19 protein-coding genes are annotated in these 21,585 nt (G+C 69.2%); 10 read left to right on the top strand and 9 right to left on the bottom strand.

Annotated features, from left to right (window positions below; all coding sequences use genetic code 11):
* Positions 1–37: 37 nt before the first annotated feature.
* Together CP958_RS23625 and CP958_RS23620 are read right to left on the bottom strand one after the other, a co-directional pair.
* On the bottom strand, positions 38–301 hold the full coding sequence (locus tag CP958_RS23625) for a DUF2442 domain-containing protein (protein WP_242443112.1): 264 nt from the start codon (positions 299–301) through the stop codon (positions 38–40).
* 5 nt (positions 302–306) lie between these two features.
* On the bottom strand, positions 307–576 hold the full coding sequence (locus tag CP958_RS23620) for a DUF4160 domain-containing protein (protein WP_096704626.1): 270 nt from the start codon (positions 574–576) through the stop codon (positions 307–309).
* A gap of 148 nt (positions 577–724) precedes the next feature.
* Here CP958_RS23620 and CP958_RS23615 point away from each other — a divergent pair, with 148 nt between their 5' ends.
* From CP958_RS23615 to CP958_RS23605, 3 genes are read left to right on the top strand one after another with little or no spacing between them, the layout of a single operon-like run.
* Entirely contained in the window at positions 725–1,252 is a 528-nt protein-coding gene (locus CP958_RS23615) for a hypothetical protein (protein ID WP_096705022.1), read from the top strand.
* A gap of 26 nt (positions 1,253–1,278) precedes the next feature.
* Positions 1,279–3,579 (top strand): NADP-dependent malic enzyme, encoded by a 2,301-nt coding sequence (locus CP958_RS23610; RefSeq protein ID WP_096704625.1) that lies wholly within the window; start codon positions 1,279–1,281, stop codon positions 3,577–3,579.
* 12 nt (positions 3,580–3,591) lie between these two features.
* On the top strand, positions 3,592–4,998 hold the full coding sequence (locus tag CP958_RS23605; protein ID WP_096705021.1) for an ATP-binding protein: 1,407 nt from the start codon (positions 3,592–3,594) through the stop codon (positions 4,996–4,998).
* Here the strand turns inward: CP958_RS23605 and CP958_RS23600 are convergent.
* Together CP958_RS23600 and CP958_RS23595 are read right to left on the bottom strand one after the other, a co-directional pair.
* Positions 4,967–6,181 carry a multidrug effflux MFS transporter gene (locus CP958_RS23600; RefSeq protein ID WP_096704624.1) on the bottom strand — a complete coding sequence of 405 codons (1,215 nt, stop codon included), beginning with the start codon at positions 6,179–6,181 and terminating at the stop codon, positions 4,967–4,969. The genes CP958_RS23605 and CP958_RS23600 overlap by 32 nt on opposite strands.
* A complete protein-coding gene (locus CP958_RS23595; protein ID WP_096705020.1) occupies positions 6,171–6,878 on the bottom strand; it encodes a SprT family zinc-dependent metalloprotease in 708 nt (235 codons plus the stop codon). Before CP958_RS23595 ends, CP958_RS23600 begins: the two co-directional genes overlap by 11 nt.
* A gap of 87 nt (positions 6,879–6,965) precedes the next feature.
* Here CP958_RS23595 and CP958_RS23590 point away from each other — a divergent pair, with 87 nt between their 5' ends.
* On the top strand, positions 6,966–8,414 hold the full coding sequence (locus CP958_RS23590; RefSeq protein WP_170959090.1) for a cobyric acid synthase: 1,449 nt from the start codon (positions 6,966–6,968) through the stop codon (positions 8,412–8,414).
* Here CP958_RS23590 and cbiB read toward each other — a convergent pair.
* Positions 8,403–9,398 carry an adenosylcobinamide-phosphate synthase CbiB gene (gene cbiB, locus CP958_RS23585; protein WP_096704622.1) on the bottom strand — a complete coding sequence of 332 codons (996 nt, stop codon included), beginning with the start codon at positions 9,396–9,398 and terminating at the stop codon, positions 8,403–8,405. The genes CP958_RS23590 and cbiB overlap by 12 nt on opposite strands.
* Positions 9,399–9,686: 288 nt before the next feature.
* Between cbiB and CP958_RS23580 the strand changes: the two genes are divergently transcribed.
* From CP958_RS23580 to CP958_RS23555, 6 genes are all read left to right on the top strand, one after another.
* Positions 9,687–10,664, top strand: a complete 978-nt coding sequence (locus tag CP958_RS23580; RefSeq protein ID WP_096704621.1) for a sirohydrochlorin chelatase — start codon at positions 9,687–9,689, stop codon at positions 10,662–10,664.
* A gap of 9 nt (positions 10,665–10,673) precedes the next feature.
* A complete protein-coding gene (locus CP958_RS23575) occupies positions 10,674–11,291 on the top strand; it encodes a precorrin-8X methylmutase (RefSeq protein ID WP_096704620.1) in 618 nt (205 codons plus the stop codon).
* Complete coding sequence (gene cbiE / locus CP958_RS23570; RefSeq protein ID WP_096704619.1) at positions 11,288–12,463, top strand: precorrin-6y C5,15-methyltransferase (decarboxylating) subunit CbiE; 1,176 nt, start codon at positions 11,288–11,290, stop codon at positions 12,461–12,463. The genes CP958_RS23575 and cbiE overlap by 4 nt, the downstream gene beginning before the upstream one ends.
* 175 nt (positions 12,464–12,638) lie before the next feature.
* Positions 12,639–13,337, top strand: a complete 699-nt coding sequence (cobI, locus tag CP958_RS23565; RefSeq protein WP_096705019.1) for a precorrin-2 C(20)-methyltransferase — start codon at positions 12,639–12,641, stop codon at positions 13,335–13,337.
* Complete coding sequence (gene cobJ / locus CP958_RS23560; RefSeq protein WP_096704618.1) at positions 13,328–15,121, top strand: precorrin-3B C(17)-methyltransferase; 1,794 nt, start codon at positions 13,328–13,330, stop codon at positions 15,119–15,121. Before cobI ends, cobJ begins: the two co-directional genes overlap by 10 nt.
* Positions 15,122–15,189: 68 nt before the next feature.
* On the top strand, positions 15,190–16,647 hold the full coding sequence (locus CP958_RS23555; protein ID WP_096704617.1) for a M48 family metalloprotease: 1,458 nt from the start codon (positions 15,190–15,192) through the stop codon (positions 16,645–16,647).
* Between the two features lie 15 nt (positions 16,648–16,662).
* On the opposite strand, the gene CP958_RS23550 is transcribed toward CP958_RS23555, so the two are convergent.
* From CP958_RS23550 to CP958_RS23535, 4 genes are read right to left on the bottom strand one after another with little or no spacing between them, the layout of a single operon-like run.
* Positions 16,663–17,172 carry an RNA pyrophosphohydrolase gene (locus tag CP958_RS23550; RefSeq protein WP_096704616.1) on the bottom strand — a complete coding sequence of 170 codons (510 nt, stop codon included), beginning with the start codon at positions 17,170–17,172 and terminating at the stop codon, positions 16,663–16,665.
* On the bottom strand, positions 17,169–18,587 hold the full coding sequence (locus CP958_RS23545) for a divergent polysaccharide deacetylase family protein (RefSeq protein ID WP_096704615.1): 1,419 nt from the start codon (positions 18,585–18,587) through the stop codon (positions 17,169–17,171). The genes CP958_RS23550 and CP958_RS23545 overlap by 4 nt, the downstream gene beginning before the upstream one ends.
* A gap of 21 nt (positions 18,588–18,608) precedes the next feature.
* Complete coding sequence (locus tag CP958_RS23540; protein WP_096704614.1) at positions 18,609–19,973, bottom strand: S41 family peptidase; 1,365 nt, start codon at positions 19,971–19,973, stop codon at positions 18,609–18,611.
* On the bottom strand, positions 19,970–21,580 hold the full coding sequence (locus CP958_RS23535; RefSeq protein ID WP_242443110.1) for a peptidoglycan DD-metalloendopeptidase family protein: 1,611 nt from the start codon (positions 21,578–21,580) through the stop codon (positions 19,970–19,972). Before CP958_RS23535 ends, CP958_RS23540 begins: the two co-directional genes overlap by 4 nt.
* Positions 21,581–21,585: the final 5 nt, after the last annotated feature.

Genomic DNA, 21,585 nt, shown 5'->3' with positions numbered 1-21,585 from the left:
AGGTCCGGGGCCGGGGGAATGGCGGGCGTGTCGACGGTCACGGGCGGGCCTTGGCGGAGGGGGCTGGAATGCTCTTGAGGTACAGGGTGTCTGGGCTGAAATCCTGCTCATGGGGCCAGGAAATAAACCCGGAAACGGCCCTGACCGAGCGGAAATAGGCGGAGTCGCGCAATTCACGGAAGATGCCGTGCTCGAGATAGGGCTCGACCGAGAAGATCCGCTTCTCGCCGTTGGCGAAGGTCAGCAGCAGGGCATAACCCTCGAGAGCTTCCACGGAGATGACGTCGGGATGCATGGTCATCGGCCTCAGCGCAGCGGATCGATGCGAAACACGGTTTCTCCCTGGACCGCCAGGTCCCAATCGGCCCGCAATTCCTCGCGGTGAATCTCGATCCAGGCCTGGGCGAGGCGAAGTTTGGCGGCAGGGAAGTCTCCGGCCAGAACCTCGCCCTCGGCAAGGGACAGTACCGCTTTGTGTTCTCCGTATTCCACATGGATATGGGGCAGCTTGTGCTGGTCCGTATCGAAATAGAACATCCGGACGATGATGCCGTAGAACATGGAAATGACGGGCATCGGGATTCCTTCGCGGCCCAGGGGCGGTCGTTGCCACAGGTATGCCGAAGCGACCGCAATTTTCAAGCTCTTCCGCGCCCCGCCCCCCTATGCAGAGTCCCGGTCTTGGAGCACAATGGATATCCAAGGTCGAGACGAGGAGAATCCCATGACCGCCGCCCTGAAACCCCGCCCCGGTGCCCTTCGCGAAGTGGTGGGCACCTTCGCCGACCGTACCCATTTCGAGGCCGCCGTGTCCGCTCTGCTGGCCGAGGGCTTCGGCCGCGACAAGCTGTCGGTCCTGACCTCCCACGATTCCCTGGACGCCGCCGAGGGGGCGGCCGGGGCCAAGTCGCGCAAGTGGCGTGATGGCCTGGTGGCCCTGGTGGGCGAACTGAAATACGAAGGCCCCCTGGTGGCGGCCGGCCTGATCGCCCTGGCCGCCGGTCCGGTGGGCGCGGTGATCGCCGGCCTGGTGGCGGCCGGTGTCGGCGGCGTGGCGCTCAAGGAAGTGCTGGACGAGGTGGCGGCCATCCCCGATTCCGACGGCTTCGCCCGCGCCCTGGCGGCCGGCAGCGTGATCTTGTGGGTCAGCACCGATTCCAACGACGAGGAAGCTAAGGTCCGCGCCTTGCTGGCCGATGCCGGCGGCGCCAACATCCACATCTTCGAGCGCGCCAAGGGCACTCGCCACTAAGATAAAAGCAGGGATACCAGACTCACATGGCCAGCAATTTCCACTCCGAGACGTCGCGCGATGCCGATGCCAAGGGCACCGACGCCCTGGAGCGCGACACCCTTCTGATGCATGCCTCGGGCCGTCCGGGCAAGATCGAGGTGGTCCCCACCAAGCCGCTGGCCACCCAGCGCGACCTGTCGCTGGCCTATTCGCCGGGCGTGGCCTTTCCCTGTCTGCACATCGCCCGCGATCCGGCCCTGGCCTATGACTACACCGCCAAGGGCAATCTGGTGGCGGTGATCTCCAACGGTACCGCCGTGCTGGGGCTGGGCGATCTCGGCGCCCTGGCCAGCAAGCCGGTGATGGAAGGCAAGGCGGTGCTGTTCAAGCGCTTCGCCGACGTGGATTCCATCGACCTCGAGGTCGACACCCGCGACGTGGACGAGTTCATCGCCGCTGTCCGCTATCTCGGCCCCAGCTTCGGCGGCATCAATCTCGAGGACATCAAGGCGCCGGAATGCTTCATCATCGAGCAGCGCCTGCGCGAGCTGATGCCCATTCCGGTGTTCCATGACGACCAGCACGGCACGGCGATCATCTCGGCGGCCGGCCTGATCAATTCCCTCGACCTCACCGGGCGCGACATGTCCACGGTCAAGGTGGTGGTCAACGGTGCCGGGGCGGCGGGCATCGCCTGCATCGAGCTGGCCAAGGCCATGGGCGTGCGCCACGAGAACGTCATCCTGTGCGACACCAAGGGCGTCATCTATCAGGGTCGTACCGAGGGCATGAACCAGTGGAAATCGGCCCACGCCGTGCCGACCAAGGCCCGCACCCTGGCCGAGGCGCTGGAGGGCGCCGACGTGTTCTACGGCCTGTCGGCCAAGGGCGCGGTCACGCCCGAGATGGTGGCGTCCATGGCGCCCCGGCCGATCATCTTCGCCATGGCCAATCCCGATCCCGAGATCACCCCGGAAGAGGTCAAGGCGGTACGCTCCGACGCCATCGTCGCCACCGGGCGCTCGGACTATCCCAACCAGATCAACAATGTCCTGGGCTTCCCCTACATCTTCCGCGGCGCGCTCGACGTGCGGGCCAGCACCATCAACGAGGCCATGAAGATCGCCGCCGCCAAGGCCATCGCCGCCCTGGCCCGCGAGGACGTGCCCGACGAGGTGGACGCCGCCTATTCCGGCCGCCGCCTGCGCTATGGCGCCGACTACATCATCCCGGTGCCGTTCGATCCACGCCTGATTTCCTCGATCCCGCCCGCCGTCGCCAAGGCGGCCATGGATTCCGGCGTGGCGAGGAAGCCGATCATCGACATGAGCGCCTACAAGCGCGAACTGTCGGCCCGCCTCGATCCGGCCAGCGCCGGCATGCAGGCCATCACCGAGGCGGTCAAGGCCAACCCCAAGCGGGTGGTGTTCGCCGAGGGCGAGGAGGAAAAGCAGATTCGCGCCGCCGTGGCGTTCTCCAATGCCGGCCTCGGCCACCCCATCCTGCTGGGGCGCGAGGAGCGCATCCGCGAGACCATGAAGAACATCGGCCTGCCGGCCGCCGAATCGCTGGAAATCATCAATTCGCGCATCTCGCCCCGCACCAAGGCCTACACCGACATGCTGTACCGGCGGCTGCAGCGCCGGGGCGCGCTGTACCGCGATGTCCAGCGCCAGGTCAACCAGGAGCGCAACATTTTCGGCTCCCTGATGGTGCAGGCGGGCGACGCCGACGCCATGGTCACCGGTCTGACCCGCAACTACTGGCAGGCCTTCGAGGAGATCAAGAGGGTCATCGATCCCACGCCGGGCGAATTGCTGTTCGGCATGACGGTGTTCGTAGTCAAGGGCAAGCTGGTCTTCGTCGCAGACACCACGGTGATGGAGACGCCCACGCCCGAGCAACTGGCCGACATCGCGGTGCAGACGGCGCAAAAGGCCCGCCAGATGGGCCACGAGCCGCGCGTCGCCATGATCAGCTATTCCAATTTCGGCAATCCCAGCAGCGAGCGTTCGGACCGGATGCGCGCGGCGGTCAGCCTGCTGGATGCCCGCAAGGTGGATTTCGACTATGACGGCGAGATGGCCGCCGACGTGGCGCTGGACCCGGAACTGCTCAGCCACTTCCCGTTCTGCCGCCTGAAGGAGCCGGCCAACGTGCTGGTGATGCCCGGCCTCTATTCCGCCACCATCGCGTCCAAGCTGCTGCAGAAGCTGGGCGGGGTCAGCGTCATCGGCCCCATCCTGGTGGGCCTCGCCAAGCCGGTGCAGATCACCTCCATGGACGCCACCGCCAACGACATCGTCAACATGGCGGTGCTGGCCTGTCATGACGCCCTGCGCTGACCGGTGGCGGGCGTGAGCCGGGGAACGGTCACTTCCGGCCGCGTTCTGCTGTTCGCCCTGTTCCTGTCCAGTCCCACCGCCATCATGCTGGTGGTGCTGGCCGGGGCCGGACGGCTGGACGCGTGGCCCGCCGTGGGAACCTGGGTGATGGTGACCTCGCTGCTGCTGCCCCTGGTGCGCTCGCACCTGGGCGAGCTGTCGGGGCTGGCCAACTGGGTCCGCACCCTGGCCCATGGCGGCGACATCGCCACCGCGCCCGGCAAGGACGGCATGGTGCTGGCCGAGATCGCCGCTTCGGTGGCGGCGTTGCGCCGGCTGTGGCAGCAGCGCTCGGCCGAACTGGCCGAGACCGCCCGCTGGAACGCCAGCCTGCTGGAGAACCTGCCCGACCCGCTGCTGCTGCTGGATTCCGCCCGCCGCGTGGTGCGGACCAACCGCGCCGCCACCCGGCTGTTCGGCCGCGACCCGGCGGGCAGCGATCTGGCCGCCGTGCTGCGCGATCCGGGCGTCACCGAGGCGGTGCAGGCGGTGCTGTCGGGGGCCGCGCCGTTCCGTGAATGCGAGTTCACCCAGGCCATTCCGGTGGAGCGCACCTTCGCCGCCCGTATCGACCGCCTGGACGGCCAGCCGGCCTTCGAGGCGGCCATCGCCCTGCTGACCCTGCACGAGCTGACCGCCATCCGGGCCATGGAGCGCATGCGCGCCGATTTCGTCGCCAATGCCAGCCACGAGCTGCGCACCCCGCTGGCGGCGCTGTCGGGCTTCATCGAGACGCTGCAGGGTCCGGCCCGGGACGACGAGGAGGCGCGCGAGAAATTCCTCGGCATCATGGCCGAGCAATCGGGCCGCATGAGCCGGCTGGTCGCCGACCTGCTGTCCCTGTCGCGCATCGAACTGGACGAGCATACGCCGCCCAGCGAGCGGGTGGATCTGGCCCGTCTGGTGACCGGCACCGCCGAGGCGCTGAAGCCCCTGGTCGGCCCGCGCGGCATGGAGTTGGTGCTCTCCATCGCCGCCGACCTGCCCCAGGTGACGGGCCAGCCCGACCAACTGGCCCAGTTGTTTCAGAACCTGATGGACAATGCCGTGAAGTACGGCAACGACGGAACCTCGGTGGAGGTGAGCGTCGCCCTGGCCGAGTCCCTGCCCCCCGGAGCGGGTGCGGCGCTCAGGGCCGGTCCGGTGGTCAGGGTGGCGGTCAGGGATCACGGCGAAGGCATCCCGTCCGAGCATCTGCCCCGCCTGACCGAGCGCTTCTACCGGGTGGACACGGCGCGCTCGCGCAAGATGGGCGGCACCGGATTGGGGCTGGCCATCGTCAAGCACATCGTCAACCGCCATCGCGGCCATCTCGCCATCGACAGCCGGGTGGGCGAGGGCTCGACCTTCACCGTCTGGCTGCCGGCCGCACCGCCCTGAGATAGATCAGCAGCGCCACCAGCCCCATCACCGCCATCATGGCGGCCAGCGGCCGTGCCGAGCCGTCGTAGAACCGCCCCACCAGCCAGCCGGCGACGGCGCCGCCGCTCATCTGGATGAACCCCATGGCCGACGAGGCGGTGCCCGCCGCGCGCGGGAAGGGGGCGATGGCGCCCGCCGTGGCGTTGGGCAGGACCAGGGCGCAGGCGGCGAAGAAGGCCATCACCAGGCCCATGATCATGACGATGCCGGCCACACCGCCCGGCTTGGCCAGTCCCGACCATACCAGGGCGGCCAGGGCGATACCGGCCAGGGCGCAGCCGAGGGTGCCGACCCCCACCATGCGCTCGATGCCGAAGCGGTGGGTGAGCTTGGCCCCGGCGAAGCCGCCCATCACATAGCCCGCCGAGGCCAGGGAGAAGGCCAGACCGAAGAAGCGCGGCTCCATGCCCATGACGTCGATCAGCACGAAGCTCGAGGCGGAGATGAAGCTGAACAGCCCGCCGAACGCCGCCGTCATGGTCAGCACGTAGCCGAGGAACAGGCGGTGGGTCAGCAGCTCACGGTAATTCTCGAGCATGCGCCCCAGATTGAGCGCCTGGGAATCCTTGTGATGGTTGGTCTCGGCCAGCAGGCGCCAGACCAGGACCAGCAGGGCGACGCCGAACAGGGCCAGCAGCACGAAATTGGAGCGCCAGCCGAACCAGGTGTGGAACCAGCCGCCGATGGTGGGCGCCACCAGCGGAGCCAGCGCCATGGCCGAGGCCATGTAGCTCATCACCTTGGCGGCCTGCTCGCGGCTGAACAGGTCGCGGACCACGGCGCGGCCCAGCACCGGGCCGCAGCAGGCGCCCACCGCCTGAAAGAACCGCCCGACGATCAGCGCCTCGACGGTGGGGGCGACGACGCAATAGAGGCTGGCCGCCACATAGATGAGGATGCCGCCCAGGATCAGCGGCCGCCGGCCGAAGCGGTCGGACAGCGGGCCGTAGACCAGTTGCATCACCGCGAAGCCGCCGACGAAGGCCGACAGCGTCATCTGCACCATGGTGGTGGTGGTGGCGAGATCGCGGGCCATGTCGGGCAGCGAGGCGAGATAGAGATCGGTGCAGACCGGGCCGAAGGCCACCAGAAGGGTCAGCAGCACCGCGATGCGCCGCGACGGCGTTACATTACTCAACATGTCCCCCGTAACGGTGCAATTGTGGCCCATGGCGCTTCAGCCAGGCGCGCGGCGCCGCGCTGTCGCCGACCAGTCCGTCGACCAGCGCCCAGAAATCGGGGCCGTGATTCATCTCGGCCAGATGGGCGACCTCGTGGGCGGCGACATAGCGGCCGACAAAATCCGGCGCCAAGACCAGCCGCCACGAGAACGACAGGTCGCCCCGCGCCGAGCAGCTGCCCCAGCGCGACGTGGTGTCGCGCACCGTGACGCGGCCCGGCTTGCGGCCCAGCTCGGCGGCCAACTGGCGGGAATGGTGGGCCATCACCACGCGGGCCTCGCCACGCAGGAATTCCCCGACCCGGCGGGCCACGTGCTCGGGGCGGCCCGAGACGTGGATCACCCCTTCTTCCGCCCACACGCCGCGCCGGGCCTGGGGCTCGTGGCGGATCAGGTGGGACAGGCCGAGCAGCGGGACCTCGCCGCCATCGGCGAAGGGAATGGGACCGGGCATCACCGCGAGGCGACTCTCGATCCAGGCGGTCTGACGGTGGGCGAAGCGTTCGGCCTCGCGCTCCGGCACACCGTCGGGCAGCACCACCACCAGCGATCCGCCGGTGGGGTCGAGGCGCAGGCTCATGTTGCGCGCCCGGCCCGACCGCTTGACGGCGACCGGCAGGCTGCGGCCATTGATGTGGAGGAGAAACGCGGTACCCATCGCCCCGTCATATCGTGATCGGGGCGAAAGAGACAACCCTCGGCATGCGTCTTGCTCCCATGCGTGCCGTCTGCGACAGTCCGCTCCATGAAGAGAACACCCGCCCTCATGCTGCAAGGTACCGGCTCGGACGTGGGCAAGTCGCTCGTGGCGGCCGGGCTGTGCCGGCTGTTCGCCCGCCAGGGGCTGGCCGTCCGCCCGTTCAAGCCGCAGAATATGTCCAACAATGCCGCCGTCACCACGGATGGCGGCGAGATCGGCCGCGCCCAGGCGCTGCAGGCCCGAGCCGCCGGGGTCGAGCCCCGCTCGGACATGAACCCGGTGCTGCTGAAGCCGCAAAGCGAGACCGGCGCCCAGGTGGTGGTGCAGGGACGCGTGATCGCCAGCGCCACGGCGCGCGACTACCACGCCTTGAAGCCCACTCTGCTGCCCCGCGTGCTGGAAAGCTACGGCCGCCTCGCCGCGGACGCCGACCTGATGGTGGTGGAAGGGGCCGGCAGCGCCGCCGAGGTCAACCTGCGCGCCGCCGATATCGCCAACATGGGCTTCGCCGAGGCCGCCGACCTGCCGGTAGTGCTGGTGGCCGACATCGACCGGGGGGGCGTGATCGCCAGCATCGTCGGCACCTGGGCCATCCTGCCCGAGGCGGAGCGGGCGAGGCTAGGGGGCTATATCATCAACCGCTTTCGCGGTGATCCGGCGCTGTTCACCCCGGCGCTCGACATCATCCGGGACAAGACCGGCCTTGCCTGTCTCGGCATCGTGCCGTGGTTCGCCGATGCCGCCCTGTTGCCGGCCGAGGATTCCGCCTCGCTGGGCAAGGGACGGGCCGGAGGCGATGGTTTGAAGATCGCCGTGCCGCGCCTGTCGCGCATCGCCAATTTCGACGATTTCGATCCCCTGGCCGCCGAGCCGGGGGTCAGCCTCGACATGGTGGAGCCGGGCCGCCCGCTGCCGCTCGATGCCGATCTGATCATTCTGCCCGGCTCGAAATCCACCATCGCCGATCTGGATTTCCTGCGCGCCCAGGGCTGGGACATCGATATCCTGGCCCATGCGCGCCGGGGCGGCCGCGTGCTGGGCGTCTGCGCCGGTTTCCAGATGCTGGGCAACAGCGTCGCCGATCCCCTGGGCGTCGAAGGACCGAAGGGCGGCGTGGCCGCCGGTCTCGGCCTGCTGGATATCGACACCGTCATGGAGGGCGACAAGGTGCTGCGCCGGGCGTCGGGCACCGATGGCGCCGGCCATCCGGTGGCCGGTTACGAGATGCATATGGGCCGCACCCATGGTCCCGACACGGCGCGGCCCTTCCTTACCCTGGAGGGGCGACCCGACGGCGCGGTGTCGGCGGACGGGCGGATCATGGGCTGCTACCTGCACGGCCTGTTCGGCTCGGATGCCTTCCGCGCCGCGTTGCTGGGGCGGGATTCCGGCCTCGCCTACGAGCCCATGGTCGACGGCGTGCTGGACCGCCTCGCCGATCATCTGGAAAAGCACCTGGACATGGACCGGCTGCGGCGGCTGTCAGGCCTGTAGCCACAGCAGGAAGATCACCCCGCCCACCTGAAGCAGGCAGGCCACGGTGTAGAGATGCAGCGCCCGCTGGATGTCGGAGGTCTCGGCCCGTGCCCGGCCCGTGCCGATCCATTTCTCGTCCACCACCAGCCCGGGATACTTGCGCGGGCCACCCAGCGCCAGATCCAGGGCACCGGCGGCGGCGGCCTCGGGCCAGCCGGAATTGGGCGAGCGGTGGTGGCCCGCGTCGCGCAGCATGGTGACCAGGGCGCCCCACGGCCGGCCCCTGGGCACGAACGGCGCGGCCAGAATCAGCAGCAGCCCGGCGAGGCGGGCCGGGATCAGGTTCAGCGCATCGTCCAGCCGGGCCGAGGCCATGCCGAAGGCCCGGTACTTGTCGTTGCGGTGACCGATCATGGAATCGGCGGTGTTGATGGTCTTGTAGAGCAGCAGGCCGGGCAGGCCGAGCAGCGCGTACCAGAAGACCGGCGCCACCACCCCGTCGCCGAAATTCTCGGCCAGACTTTCCACGGCGGCGCGGACCACGCCGTGGGAATCCAGGCTCTGGGGATCGCGTCCGACGATGCGCGACACGGCATAGCGCCCGGCCTCCAGCCCGTTGTCCTTCAGCGCCACCGCCACATCGTGGACGTGTTCGAACAGTGAGCGCTGGGCCAGCAGGGTGGCGGCGACGAAGACCTCGAACAGCCAGGCATGGGGCAGGGTGCGGGCCAGAAAGGCGATCACCGCCCCGGTCCCCAAGGCGACCACGCTCAGCCCCAGCGCCACCAGAATGCCCCGCCGGCGGCGGTCGGCCTCGGAGCGCTCGGGCCGGTTGAGCCGGCGGTCGAGCGCGCCGATGAGGCGGCCGATCAGCACCACCGGATGGGGCAACAGGCGGAACAGCGGCCCCATCTCGCCCAGCGCCGCGTCGACGGCGATGGCCATGAACAGCAGCATCAGACCGTCTGGGGCGTGAGCGGATTGCATGAACAGCGGAAACATGGGGCAAGGATGGGCGGGGCGGGGGCACGGCGTCAACGGCGATGATCGCCCGGCGGCCGAGGATTTGACCACGAAGGCATGAAGGCGCGAAGGATCACGAAGAAGAAGGAAATTTCTTCTCTTTTCTTCGTCTCTTCGTGCCTTCGTGGTTCAACAATCCCGAGGGGCGCCCTGAGGCTGCGCCGAATTTGGCTGGAATCGCTCGGGTCCTCACGCCTATAGTCCCCGTTTCAAACCGGCCGGAGGCATGGACCAGCCGGGTGGCTCGAAGGCAAGGACCAGGGCGAGATGAGCAAGAAGATCGGTGTGATGTTGTGCGGCCACGGCAGCCGCGACGTGGATGCCATCCGGGAATTCCAGGCGCTGGCCGGTCATCTGGCCCAAAGGCTGCCGCAATACGCGGTGGATTCGGGCTTCCTCGAATTCGCCACGCCGATCATCCGCACCGGCCTCGACGCCCTGAAGGCCAAGGGGGTGTCGCGCATCCTGGCGGTGCCGGGCATGCTGTTCGCCGCCGGCCACGTCAAGAACGACCTGCCGTGGGAGATCAACTCCTTCGCCGCCGAGAATCCGGACCTGCCCATCACCTTCGGGCGTGAACTGGCCATCGACACCAAGCTGCTGGCCGCCGCCCGCGCCCGCATCGAGGAGGCCGAGGCAAAAGCCGCTTCGGATATCGAGCGCAAGGACACCCTGCTGCTGGTGGTCGGGCGCGGCACCAACGATCCCGACGCCAATTCCAACATCGCCAAGGTGGCGCGCATGCTGTGGGAAGGCATGGGTTTCGGCTGGGCCGAGATCGCCTTTTCCGGCGTCGCCTATCCCCTGGTCGACCAGGCGCTGGAGCGGGTGACCCGGCTGGGTTACAAGCGGGTCGTCGTCTTCCCGTACTTCCTGTTCACCGGCATCCTGGTCAAGCGCATCTACGAGTGGACCGATCAGGCCGCCGCCGCCCATCCGGACATCGAGTTCGTCAAGGCCCCCTATCTCAACGACCATCCCCTGGTGGTCGACAGCTTCGTGGAACGGGTGGGCGAGATCCTCGACGGCTCGCCCGCCATGAACTGCAGCCTGTGCAAGTACCGCGAACAGGTGGTGGGCTACGAGACCTCGGTGGGCGCCGTGCAGGCCGGTCATCACCACCATGTGCGCGGCATCGGCACCGACGCCGATCACGGACATGATCACGGGCACCACCATGACCACGATCATGGCCATCACCATGGTGGCCATGGGCATGCCTACCGTCCCCACCGTCACGACTGAGGCCGGGCCGTGACCGCCTGGATCAGCGACCCCGCCGAGATTTACCGTCAGAGCTTCGCCACCATCCGGGCCGAGGCCGATCTGGCGCGCATGCCCGGCGATCTGGCCGATCTGGCGGTTCGCGTGGTGCACGCCTGCGGCATGACCGAGATCGCCGCCGATCTGGCGTGGAGCGAGGGCGCCGGGCTGGCGGGAGCACGGGCTCTTAAGGGCGGCGCCCCCATCCTGGTGGACGCCGAGATGGTGGCCCACGGCATCATCCGCCGCAACCTGCCCGCCGCCAATCGGGTGATCTGCACCCTGAACGAGGTGAGCCAGGCCGAGGCCAGGGACGCCGCCACCACCCGCTCCGCCCTGGGCGTCGAGAAGTGGCTGCCCCATCTGGACGGCTCGATAGTGGCGGTGGGCAATGCCCCGACCGCCCTGTTCCGCCTGCTGGAACTGATCGCGGCCGGAGCGCCCCGTCCCGCCGTTATCCTGGGTTTCGCCGTCGGCTTCGTCGGCGCGGTGGAAAGCAAGGACGCCCTGATCGCCTCGGGCCTGCCCCATGTGGCGCTGAAGGGCCGCCGGGGCGGCAGCGCCATGGCGGCGGCGGCCGTCAACGCCCTGGCCGGGGGATTGAAATGATCACCGTCATCGGCATCGGCGAGGATGGTCTGGACGGGCTTTGCCCCGCCGCCCGCGCCCTGATCGACGGCGCCGAGGTGCTGGTGGGCGGCGCCCGCCATCTCGCCATGATTCCGGCCAATGGGGCCGAACGGCTGGAATGGGCCTCGCCCTTCGCCCACAGCCGCGCCCTGCTCGAGGCCCGCGCCGACCGGCGGGTGGTGGTACTGGCCAGCGGCGAGCCGCTGTGGTTCGGCGCCGCCGCCACCCTGATCGGCTGGTTCGGGGCGGACGGGGTTGCGGTGCTGCCCCATCCCGGCGCCTTCTCCCTGGCCGCCGCCCGGCTGGGCTGGGCCTTGCAGGATTGCCTGTTTCTGACCATCCACGGGCGGCCGGTCGAATCCCTGGCCCTGCATCTGGCGCCGGGGCGGCGCCTGCTGGTCCTGGCCGAGGATCGCGCCAGCCCGGCCAAGGTGGCGGCGCTGCTGGAATCCAGGGGGTTTGGCCCCAGCCGCGTGGCGGTGCTGGAACATCTGGGTGGCCCCGGCGAGCGGCTCACCGACGTGGCCGGCTGCACCTCGGACCTTTGCGTGGTGGCGGTGGAATGCGTGGCGGAGCGGGGCCTGCGCCCGCTTTCCCTGGTGCCCGGCCTGCCCGACGAAGCCTTCGAGCATGACGGCCAGTTGACCAAGCGCGATATCCGCGCCACCACCCTGGCCGCTCTGGCACCCACCCCCGGTCAGGTGCTGTGGGACGTGGGGGCGGGCTGCGGCTCCATCGCCATCGAATGGATGCGGGCCGGCGGCCATGCCATCGCCATCGAGAGCAAGCCCGACCGCCTGGAGCGCATCGCCCGCAACGCGGCCCGCCTGGGCGTGCCCAATCTCGAGATCATCGCCGGCCGCGCCCCCGACGCCCTGCCGCTCGACCGCGAACCGCCCCACGCCATCTTCGTGGGCGGCGGGGTATCCGAGGCCGGGCTGCTGGACATCTGCTGGTCGGCCCTGGGCCGGGGTGGGCGGCTGGTGGCCAACGCGGTGACCATGGAGGGCGAGGCGGCCCTGGTGGCGCTCTACGGCCTGCACGGCGGCGAGATGACCCGGCTGTCCGTGGCCCATCTCGACCGGGTGGGCGGCTTCCACGCCTGGCATCCCGCCCTGCCGGTGACCCGTTACGTGGGGTGGAAGAAGTGATTCTGTCGCTCGAACTCGTCCGCGGGTGTGGGCCGCTCGGTGGACAAACCACCAAGACACCAAGAACACCAAGTCTTCCTTCGCGAGGTGACGCCGTGTCCATCTCTTCTGCCTCTTGGTGCCCTTGGTGTCTTGGTGGTGAAACGGCCCATTCGCCCGGACCATGGAGGGCGTCTTGACCGCCACCCTCTACGGCATCGGCATCGGCCCGGGCGACGCGGAGCTGCTGACCCTGAAGGCGGTGCGGCTGATCGGCGAGGTGCCGGTGCTGGCCTGGCCGGCGCCGCTGGAGGGCGAGGGGCTGGCGCGGACCATCGCCGCCCCGCACATCCCGGCGGGCAAGGTCGAGATCGCCATCCGCATGGGCTTCACCGTGGACCGCGACGGTACCGAGGCCGCCTATGACCGGGCGGCGGCCGAGATCGCCGCCCATCTGGAGGCGGGGCGCGACGTGGCGGTGCTGTGCGAGGGCGATCCGTTCTTCTTCGGCTCGTTCATCTACCTGTTCGCCCGCCTGTCGCCCCGCTTCGCCATCGAGGTGGTGCCCGGCGTGTCGTCCGTCATGGCCGCCGCCGCCGACCTGCGGGCACCGCTGTGCGCCTGGGACGACGGGGTGGCGATCATCCCGGCCACCCGTCCGGCCGCCGAGATCGAGGCGGCGCTGGCCGCGTCGGATGCCGCCGTGATCATGAAGGTCGGCCGCCATCTGCCCAAGGTGCGGGGCGTGCTGCAGCGTCTCGGCCTGTGGGACAAGGCCCGCATCGTCGAGCGTGTCGGGCTGCCGGGGCGCAAGGCCCACGACCCGGCCACCGTCACCGAGCTTCCCTATTTCTCCCTGATCCTGGTGCACCGCAGAGGAAACGCATGGCTTTGAACATTGCCCTGGTGGTGGTGACCCCCGCCGGACTGGAAACCGCCCGCGCGCTGCAGGCGACGCTGCCCGGCGCCTCCATCCACGGCCTGATCGGCCGGGTAGAGGGAGACGTCGGCTTTCAGGACACATCCGCCCATCTGCGTACCCTGTTCGCCGCCCGCACCCCCATCATCGGCATCTGCGCCGCCGGCATCCTGATCCGTGCCCTGGGGCCGGTGCTGGGCGACAAGCAGGCCGAGCCGCCGGTTCTCGCCGTGGCGGTTGACGGGTCCTCGGTGGTGCCGCTGCTGGGCGGCCATCATGGCGCCAATGCCCTGGCCCGCCAGATCGCCCGCAGCCTGCAGGTGCGCCCGGCGCTGACCACCGCCGGGGAACTGGCTCTGGGCGTGGCCCTGGACGATCCGCCGCCCGGCTGGCGCGTCGCCAATCCGGCCGCCGTCAAGTCGGTGACCGCCGCCCTGCTGGCGGAAGAGAAGGTCACGCTGGAGGTCGAGGTCGGCGATGCCGACTGGCTGAACGGCGTGGTCTTCGCCGAGGAGGGCGATCTGGCCGTCCGCATCACCGACCGGTCGGTCGATCCCGATGACCACGAACTGGTGCTGCACCCCCCGACTCTGGTGCTGGGGGTGGGCTGCGAGCGTGGCACGCCGGCCGAGGAACTGAGCGCCCTGGTCAAGGACGTGCTGGCCCAGGAAGTGCTGTCGCCCCAATCCATCGCCTGCGTCGCCAGCATCGACCTCAAGGCCGACGAGGCGGCGGTGCATGCCCTGGCCGCCGAGCTGGGGGTGCCGGCCCGCTTCTTCACGGCGGCCGAGCTGGAGGCCGAGGCCTCCCGCCTCGCCACTCCGTCCGACGTGGTGTTCGCCGAGACCGGCTGCCACGGCGTGGCGGAAGGCGCCGCCCTGGCGGCGGCGGGGAGCGACGGTGTCCTGGTGGTTCCCAAGATCAAGGGCGCGCGCACCACCATGGCGGTGGCGCGGGCGCCCCGCGCCGTCGCGGCCCGGAAGGTCGGCCGGGCGCGCGGCAGGCTGTTCGTGGTGGGCATCGGTCCCGGCACGCCCCACTGGCGCTCGCCCGAGGCCTCGGCGGCCATCGAGGCCAGCAGCGATCTGGTCGGCTACGGCCTCTATCTCGACCTGCTGGGCAACGCGGTCCAGGGCAAGGATCGGCACGAAAGCGCGCTGGGCGCCGAGGAGGCCCGCGCCGCCAAGGCCCTGGACCTCGCCGCCGAGGGCCGCACGGTCAGTCTGGTGTGTTCCGGCGATCCCGGTATCTACGCCCTGGCCACCCTGGTGTTCGAACTGCTGGACCGCAGGAAGCGGGCCGACTGGAACCGCGTCGAGGTTGTCGTGGTGCCGGGCATCTCGGCGCTGCAGGCGGCGGCCGCGCGGGCCGGCGCCCCGGTCAACCACGATTTCTGCACCATCTCGCTGTCCGATCTGCTGACGCCCTGGGACAGCATCGAGACCCGTCTCAAGGCCGCCGCCATGGCCGATTTCGTGGTGTGCTTCTATAATCCGGTGTCGCAGCGTCGCCGCGACCAGTTGCCTCGGGCCCGCGACATCCTGCTGACCGGGCGCGGCCCCGACACGCCGGTGATCCTGGCCCGCCAGTTGGGCCGTCCCGGCGAGACGGTGGAGGTGACCCGCCTCGCCGACCTGGACGCCGACAAGGTGGACATGCTGACCATGGTGGTGGTGGGCTCCAGCGAGACCCGCACCTTCACCGCCGGCCAGCACACCTGGACCTATACGCCCCGGGGCTACGGCAAGAAGATGGAGTAAGGCGACGCTTGCCCCCGCCGGTGGACGTCGTATCATTCCCCTTCACGGCCCCATCCGCCGAGGGAAAAATGCGCCGCTCCACCACCTTGCTCGCCGCCCTGCTGGCCTCGACCCTGCTGACCTCGTGTCAGGTCTCGCCGGGGACCGGGCGCAGCAATTTCAACGTTCTGTCGGCCGAGGACGAGCAGAAGATGGGCGCCGAGGCCCATCCCGACATCTTGAAGCAGTTCGGCGGCGCCTATGAAGACCCCAAGGTCCAGGCCTATGTGGCCGGCATCGGCAATCGGCTGGTGGGCAATACCGAGACGCCCGGCGCGACCTTCCGCTTCACGGTGCTGAACAGCACCATCGTCAACGCCATGGCGCTGCCCGGCGGCTATGTCTACGTCACCCGGGGATTGCTGGCCCTGGCCGACGACGAGGCGGAACTGGCGGGAGTGGTCGGCCACGAGATCGGCCACGTCACCGGCCGCCACACCGCCCAGCGCTACAGCCAGGCCATGGCCGCCAATGTGGCGACCGGCGTGCTGGGCGTGGTGGTGGGCGTGCTGACCGGCGTATCGGGGACCGGCGACATCGCCCAAATGGGAGCGGCGGCCTATATCCAGGGCTATTCCCGCGACCAGGAGAGCGAGGCTGATCAACTGGGCATCCGCTATATGAACAACAGCGGCTGGAACCCGGAATACATGGCGACCTTTCTGAACAAGCTGCGCGAGCAATCCCGGCTCGAGGCGGTGCTGGCCGGGCGGCCGCCGGATTCGGTGGACGAATATTCCATGTTCGCCAGCCATCCACGCACCATCGACCGGGTCAAGGACGCGGCGGCGGCGGTCAAGTTCGAGGATCACAAGGGAGCGGTGGGGCGAGATCAGTATCTGGCCCACATGGACGGCCTGCTGGTCGGCGACGACCCCGACGAAGGCGTGGTGCGCGGCCGGGTGTTCTCCCATGCCGGACTGGGCATCCGCTACGAGGTGCCGGCTGGTTTCCGCCTGATCAACGGCCCCAAATCGGTGACGGCGACCCACACGGACGGTTCGCTGATCCGTTTCGACATGGGGGCCGAGGCCCAGGGCGACATGACCAACTACCTGCAGACCCAGTGGGCCAAGGGCGCCCGGCTGACCTCCATCGAGGCGCTGGAGATCAACGGCATGCCGGCGGCCACCGGGATGACCAAGCTCAACACCAACAAGGGCGCCATGGATGCCCGCCTGCTGGCGGTGAAGAACGGCAAGGTGACCTATCGCTTCCTCTACCTCACCCCGCCCAATGTCACGGCGGCCCATGCCCAGGAGTTCAAGACCTCGGGCCTGTCCCTGCGCAAGCTGTCGGAGGCGGAGAAATCCGCCATGAAGCCGCTGAAGCTGAAGATCATCACCGCCAAGGCCGGCGACACGGTGGAAAAACTGGCCGAGCAACTGCCCTACGAGGACCACAAGGTCGAGCGCTTCCGCGTGCTCAACGGCCTTGCCGACGGCGAGGGCGTCAAGCCGGGGCAGAAGCTGAAGATGATTATTTGAGCGGGAATACCGTGGTCAGACCCGCATGGCCTGCACCACGGGCAGGAACTCGGCGGCGACCTTGTCGTAGAGCACCCGTTTGAACGGGATGATCAGCGGAGGCACTTCCGCCAGTTCCATCCAGCGCCAGCGGCAGAACTCGGGATGCTCGGTTTCCAGGTTGATGTCGGCATCGGTGCCGGTGAAGCGGGCGCAGAACCACTTCTGGGCCTGGCCGCGAAAGCGGCCCTTCCAGCTCTTGTCGGCGACCTCGGGCGGCAGGTCGTAGGAAATCCATTCGCGGCTCTCGGCGATGATCTCGGCCTTGTTGGTACCGATTTCCTCCTCCATCTCTCGGAGCGCGGTGGCGCGCGGGTCCTCGCCCTCGTCGATGCCGCCCTGGGGGAATTGCCAGGCGTTGCCGGGGGTGTCGATGCGCTGGGCGACGAAGGCCAGCCCCTGGGGGTTGAGCAGCACCAGTCCGATACCGGGACGGTAGGGGCGCTGGTCGTAGGGCAGCAATGGGGCCTTGTGCTTCTTGCTCATGACTTTCCGGGGGCGGGCGGGGGCTGGACCAGGGTGGAGACCGGCACGATCACCAGCTTCTGGCCGTCGAAATCGTTGAGCCAGGGCAGCAGCCGGTCATAGGACAGCGGCCGGGGATTGATCACCACCAGGGCCTTGCCCCTGGTGCGCGCCGCGATGGAGACCTGATTGAGGCGCATCTCGATGGCTTCCCGGAACAGGTCGGTATCGGCGATGGCGGTGACCGGGGCGATGGGCGGGATGCGGTCGGCCGGGGCGGTTCCCGGCCCCACATAGAGCAGGCCGTGGTCGCGCAGCTTGCCCAGCGTCTGGACGATCTGTTCGGTGGCGGCGAACTTGTCGCCCAGCGAGATGACGCCGGTATAGCCGGCGCCACGGGCCATCACCCCTTCCAGGCGGGCCAGGTTGCTTTCCGGCGGGACCGAATTGGTCATGCCCAGCGGGCCGGGGTCGCGGGGCTGGGTGCCGGCCATGTCGGCGGGCAGCACCATCAGCACCTCGTGACCGTAATCGCGGGCCTTCTTCACCCATTTGTCCAGGCTTTGGGCATAGGGGCTGAAGGCCAGGGTCACCTCGGGCGGCAGCTTGGCGATGGCGGCTTCCGTGGCGGCCTTGTCCAGGCCCATGTCCATGACCACCACCGCCACCTTGCCGCGATCGGCGGGGCCGGACCACGGCCGGGCATAGACCTGCCAGGGCTGCTTGCCCTCGGGGGACGGCATGGGCAGGTCGCCGATGGCGGTGCGCTTCAGCATCTCCTTGACGGGAGCGGCGGGCAGCGCCTTGACCTCGCCCTTGCGCTCGGGCAGGCCCTCGTAGCTGGGCGGCTTGTCGGCGCTGCGCGGATTGGGCTGGCTGGGAATGCCCGACGAATCCACCGGCGGCGGCGCCTTGGGGGCGAAGGCCTTGGAGACCGGCGATTCCGGCTCGGCCACATAGCCGCCTTCGGGCGGCAGGACCGCCACCTTGGTGTCGGGCTTGGCCTCGGGCTTCGCCTCCGGCCTGGCGTCGGGCTTGGCCTCGGCGGGCGGCAGCAGGGCGTCGGGGGGCGGCGTGTCGTCGGGCGCCGCCTTCAGCATCTCGCCGCCCGAGGACGCCGCACCCGGCGCCACGGGCGGAGTCAGCAGGCCGCCGCCCACCCCCGGCTTGGGCGGCTCGCCGCGTCCCGGCAACTCGAAGGACAGCTTGGGCGGGTTCTCGCCCACATCCATCAGGCCGATGACGTCGCGCACGTCGTAAGCCGTCAGCAGATAGGCCGCGCCGCCCAATCCACCGCCCAGCACCAGCACCAGCAAGCCGATCAGGATCGGCTTGAAGTTGATGGGCTTGCGGGGGGCCTTGAACTCCTCGACGACGATCTCGGGGACCGGATCCTCGTCCAGTTCTTCGAGATCGTCGTGCCGATCCGATGCCATGGCCTGGTGTCCGAGCCCCGCTTACCGCTGGGCCGGACGATAGAGCGACAGGCCGCGCAACAGGTCGAGAGCCCGCGCCAGCTGGTAATCCTGGGCCGGGTCGCCCAGCTTGATCGGGGTCGGAGCTTCCGCCTTGCCCTCGCCCTTGGCCTCCGGAGCCTTGTGCTCGGGGGCCTTGGCTTCGGGCTCGGGCGCCTTGTCCTTGTCCGCCGGCTTGGTCTTGTCGCCGTTGGGATTGGGCAGGGCCTTGCGCAGGGACGCCTCGGAGCGGCGCTCCACGTTGGCGCCGGCGATGGGCTCCACCTTGGATTGCTGCGCCTTGATGTCGGGTTCGATGCCCACCGCCTGGATGGAGCGGCCCGACGGCGTGTAGTAGCGCGCCGTGGTCAGGCGCAGTGAGCCGTGGCCGTGCAGCGGCATCAAGGTCTGGACCGAGCCCTTGCCGAACGAGCGGGTGCCGAGCAGCACGGCGCGCTTGTGGTCCTGCAGGGCGCCGGCGACGATCTCGGACGCCGAGGCCGAACCGTCGTTGATCAGCACCACCAGCGGCAGGCCGTCGGCGATGTCGCCGGGCCGCGCGTTGAAGCGCTGGGTATCCTCGGGACGGCGCGAGCGGGTCGAGACGATCTCGCCCTTGTCCAGGAAGTCGTCGGACACCGCCACCGCCTGATCCAGCAGGCCGCCGGGGTTGTTGCGCAGATCGATGACGAAGCCGGTCGGCGTCTTGCCGATGTCCTTCTTCAGCTGGGCCATGATGCGCACCAGATCGGCGTGGGTGGTGGCGCTGAACTGCGAGATGCGGATATAGCCGATGTCGCCGTGCTGCTGGCCCTTGACGGTCTGGACCTTGATGACGGCGCGGGTCAGCTTGATGTCGAAGGGCTGTTCCACCCCGGCGCGGCGCACGGTCAGCTTGATGTCGGTGTTGACGGTGCCGCGCATGCGATCCACCGCCTCGGACAGCGACAGGCCCTGGACCGGCTCGCCGTCCAGGTGGGTGACGAAGTCGCCGGGCTGCATGCCGGCGCGGTAGGCCGGGGTGTCGTCGATGGGCGACACCACCTTGACCCAGCCGTTCTCCATGGTCACTTCCAGGCCCAGCCCGCCGAACTCGCCTCGGGTCTGGATGTCCATGTCCTTGGAGTTCTTGGGGTTGAGGTAGCCGGAATGGGGGTCCAGCGAACTCAGCATGCCGTTCAGCGCCGCCTCGATCAGCTCCTCGTCATTGACGGGCTCCACGTATTCGCTGCGGACCTTTTCCAGCACCTCGCCGAACAGGTCGAGGAGCTTGTAAGTCTCCTTGCGCTCGGCGGCGGAAACGGGGGTGAGAGCGGTCGTCGACAGCAGGGCGAAGCTGCCCGCCGCGATCAGAATCTTGCGAATCATCCACTAGCCTTACTTTTTTGTGCCATGAGCCAAGGCAACGGGTTGACCGGCTGGCCATTGCGGCGCAGCTCCACGTAAAGGTTGGGCTTGCTGTCGTCCTGCCCCATGACGCCGACGGGCTCTCCCGTCAACAGCTTCTGACCGACGGCACAATCGATCTGCGCCATTCCCGCCAGCAGCGTATGATAGCCTTCGCTGTGTTCGATGATCAAGAGAAGGCCGTAACCCCTGAACGGGCCAGCAAAAGCCACGTGTCCGTCGTAAGGGGCGATGACTTGCGCCGCCTTGCGGGTGGCGATGGTGATGCCCTTGGCCACGTGGCCGACGTCGTTGGGCTGGCCATAGGTCTCGACGACGCGGCCGCGGGCGGGATAGGGCAGCCGCCCCTGGGCCTGACTGAACGGCTTGTCGTTCTTCACCGGGCGGGTGGCGGCGGCCTCGCGTGAGGCCTGTTCGGCCTCGTGGGCGGCCTTTTCGGCGGCCAGCTGCTTTTCCTTGGCTTCGGCCTGGGCCTTCAGTTCGGCCTCCTGGGCGGCGCGGGCGGCGGCGTCCTCGCGGGCCCTGGCCTCGGCGGCGGCCTGCTGGGCGGCCTTGCTGGCCGCCTCGTCACGGGCCTTGGCTTCGGCGACGGCTTGGCTCGCGGCCTTTTGCGCCGCCAGTTCGGCATCGCGCGCCGCCTTCTGGGCGGCCAGTTCCGCCTCGCGGGCGGCGCGTCGGGCGGTGGCCTCGGCCTCGCGGGCGGCCTTCTCCACCGCGGCCTTGGCGGCGGCCTCGGCCAGACGGCGTTCGCGCTCCTGGTCCAGGCGGCCCAGCAGGTCGCGCAGATCCTCGGCCTGACTGCCCAGGTCCTGCAGCCGGGCTTCCAGGGCGCGGCGTTCCTGCTCGGTGGCGTTCTGCACCTGGAACTTGCGCTCGAACATATCCTTGATGCGGACGTGTTCGTGCTCCAGCGCCCCGGTGGTGCTGGCGATCAGCTTGCGCTGCTCGCTGATCTCGCTGCGCAGCTTGGCGACGCCGTCGATCTCCACCCGCAATTCGCGGGCCGATTGCTCGATCTGCGGCACGGCGGCGCGCAGCAGGATGGCCGAGCGCACCGTGTCGGCCGGACTCTGCGGCTGGGCGAGCAGCGCCTCGGTGGGGCGCCAGGCCAGACGCTGCAGGGCGGTGAGCACGCCGACCATCTGGCGCGAGCGGCGTTCCAGGGCGTCGGAGCTGCTGACCTCGCGCCGGCGCAGGTCTTCCAACTGGAATTCCAGTTCGGAGAGCAGGTCCTCGCTTTCCTGGGCGGCGCGGGCCGCCTTGACCATGTCACCGCGCAGCCGCGCCGTCTCGGCCGACAGTTCCTCGGCCTTGCGCCGCACGTCCTCGTGCTGGGCGCGCGAGCGCTCCAACTGGCCTTCCAGTTCCCGCAGGCGTTCGCCGGCATCCACCGGGCGGTCCCAGGTGGCAAAGGCGGGCGCCGCCCCCAGAAGGAGCAGCGCCGTTCCGAAAAGAAGGGCGGCGGCGACAGCCGCCCTCCAGCGGCCATTGCGGCCGCGGCCAAGCGCCCGGAGGGGCGTGCCCGGCGAGGGGTCAAAAGGCGGTTCGACATGCCGAACCGCCGGCATGATGA

The organism is Magnetospirillum sp. 15-1 (assembly GCF_900184795.1).
Taxonomy (GTDB): domain Bacteria; phylum Pseudomonadota; class Alphaproteobacteria; order Rhodospirillales; family Magnetospirillaceae; genus Phaeospirillum.
Note: the sequence above shows the minus strand (reverse complement) of the source record. Positions and strands in the feature narration are given on the sequence as shown.

Excerpts from the sequence above, each read along its gene's own strand:
- CP958_RS23625 (WP_242443112.1), bottom strand. The coding sequence starts at position 301 with ATGACCATGCATCCCGACGTCATCTCCGTGGAAGCTCTCGAGGGTTAT.
- CP958_RS23620 (WP_096704626.1), bottom strand. The coding sequence starts at position 576 with ATGCCCGTCATTTCCATGTTCTACGGCATCATCGTCCGGATGTTCTAT.
- CP958_RS23615 (WP_096705022.1), top strand. The coding sequence starts at position 725 with ATGACCGCCGCCCTGAAACCCCGCCCCGGTGCCCTTCGCGAAGTGGTG.
- CP958_RS23610 (WP_096704625.1), top strand. The coding sequence starts at position 1,279 with ATGGCCAGCAATTTCCACTCCGAGACGTCGCGCGATGCCGATGCCAAG.
- CP958_RS23600 (WP_096704624.1), bottom strand. The coding sequence starts at position 6,181 with ATGTTGAGTAATGTAACGCCGTCGCGGCGCATCGCGGTGCTGCTGACC.
- CP958_RS23595 (WP_096705020.1), bottom strand. The coding sequence starts at position 6,878 with ATGGGTACCGCGTTTCTCCTCCACATCAATGGCCGCAGCCTGCCGGTC.
- CP958_RS23590 (WP_170959090.1), top strand. The coding sequence starts at position 6,966 with ATGAAGAGAACACCCGCCCTCATGCTGCAAGGTACCGGCTCGGACGTG.
- cbiB (WP_096704622.1), bottom strand. The coding sequence starts at position 9,398 with ATGTTTCCGCTGTTCATGCAATCCGCTCACGCCCCAGACGGTCTGATG.
- CP958_RS23580 (WP_096704621.1), top strand. The coding sequence starts at position 9,687 with ATGAGCAAGAAGATCGGTGTGATGTTGTGCGGCCACGGCAGCCGCGAC.
- cbiE (WP_096704619.1), top strand. The coding sequence starts at position 11,288 with ATGATCACCGTCATCGGCATCGGCGAGGATGGTCTGGACGGGCTTTGC.
- cobJ (WP_096704618.1), top strand. The coding sequence starts at position 13,328 with ATGGCTTTGAACATTGCCCTGGTGGTGGTGACCCCCGCCGGACTGGAA.
- CP958_RS23555 (WP_096704617.1), top strand. The coding sequence starts at position 15,190 with ATGCGCCGCTCCACCACCTTGCTCGCCGCCCTGCTGGCCTCGACCCTG.
- CP958_RS23550 (WP_096704616.1), bottom strand. The coding sequence starts at position 17,172 with ATGAGCAAGAAGCACAAGGCCCCATTGCTGCCCTACGACCAGCGCCCC.
- CP958_RS23545 (WP_096704615.1), bottom strand. The coding sequence starts at position 18,587 with ATGGCATCGGATCGGCACGACGATCTCGAAGAACTGGACGAGGATCCG.
- CP958_RS23540 (WP_096704614.1), bottom strand. The coding sequence starts at position 19,973 with ATGATTCGCAAGATTCTGATCGCGGCGGGCAGCTTCGCCCTGCTGTCG.
- CP958_RS23535 (WP_242443110.1), bottom strand. The coding sequence starts at position 21,580 with ATGCCGGCGGTTCGGCATGTCGAACCGCCTTTTGACCCCTCGCCGGGC.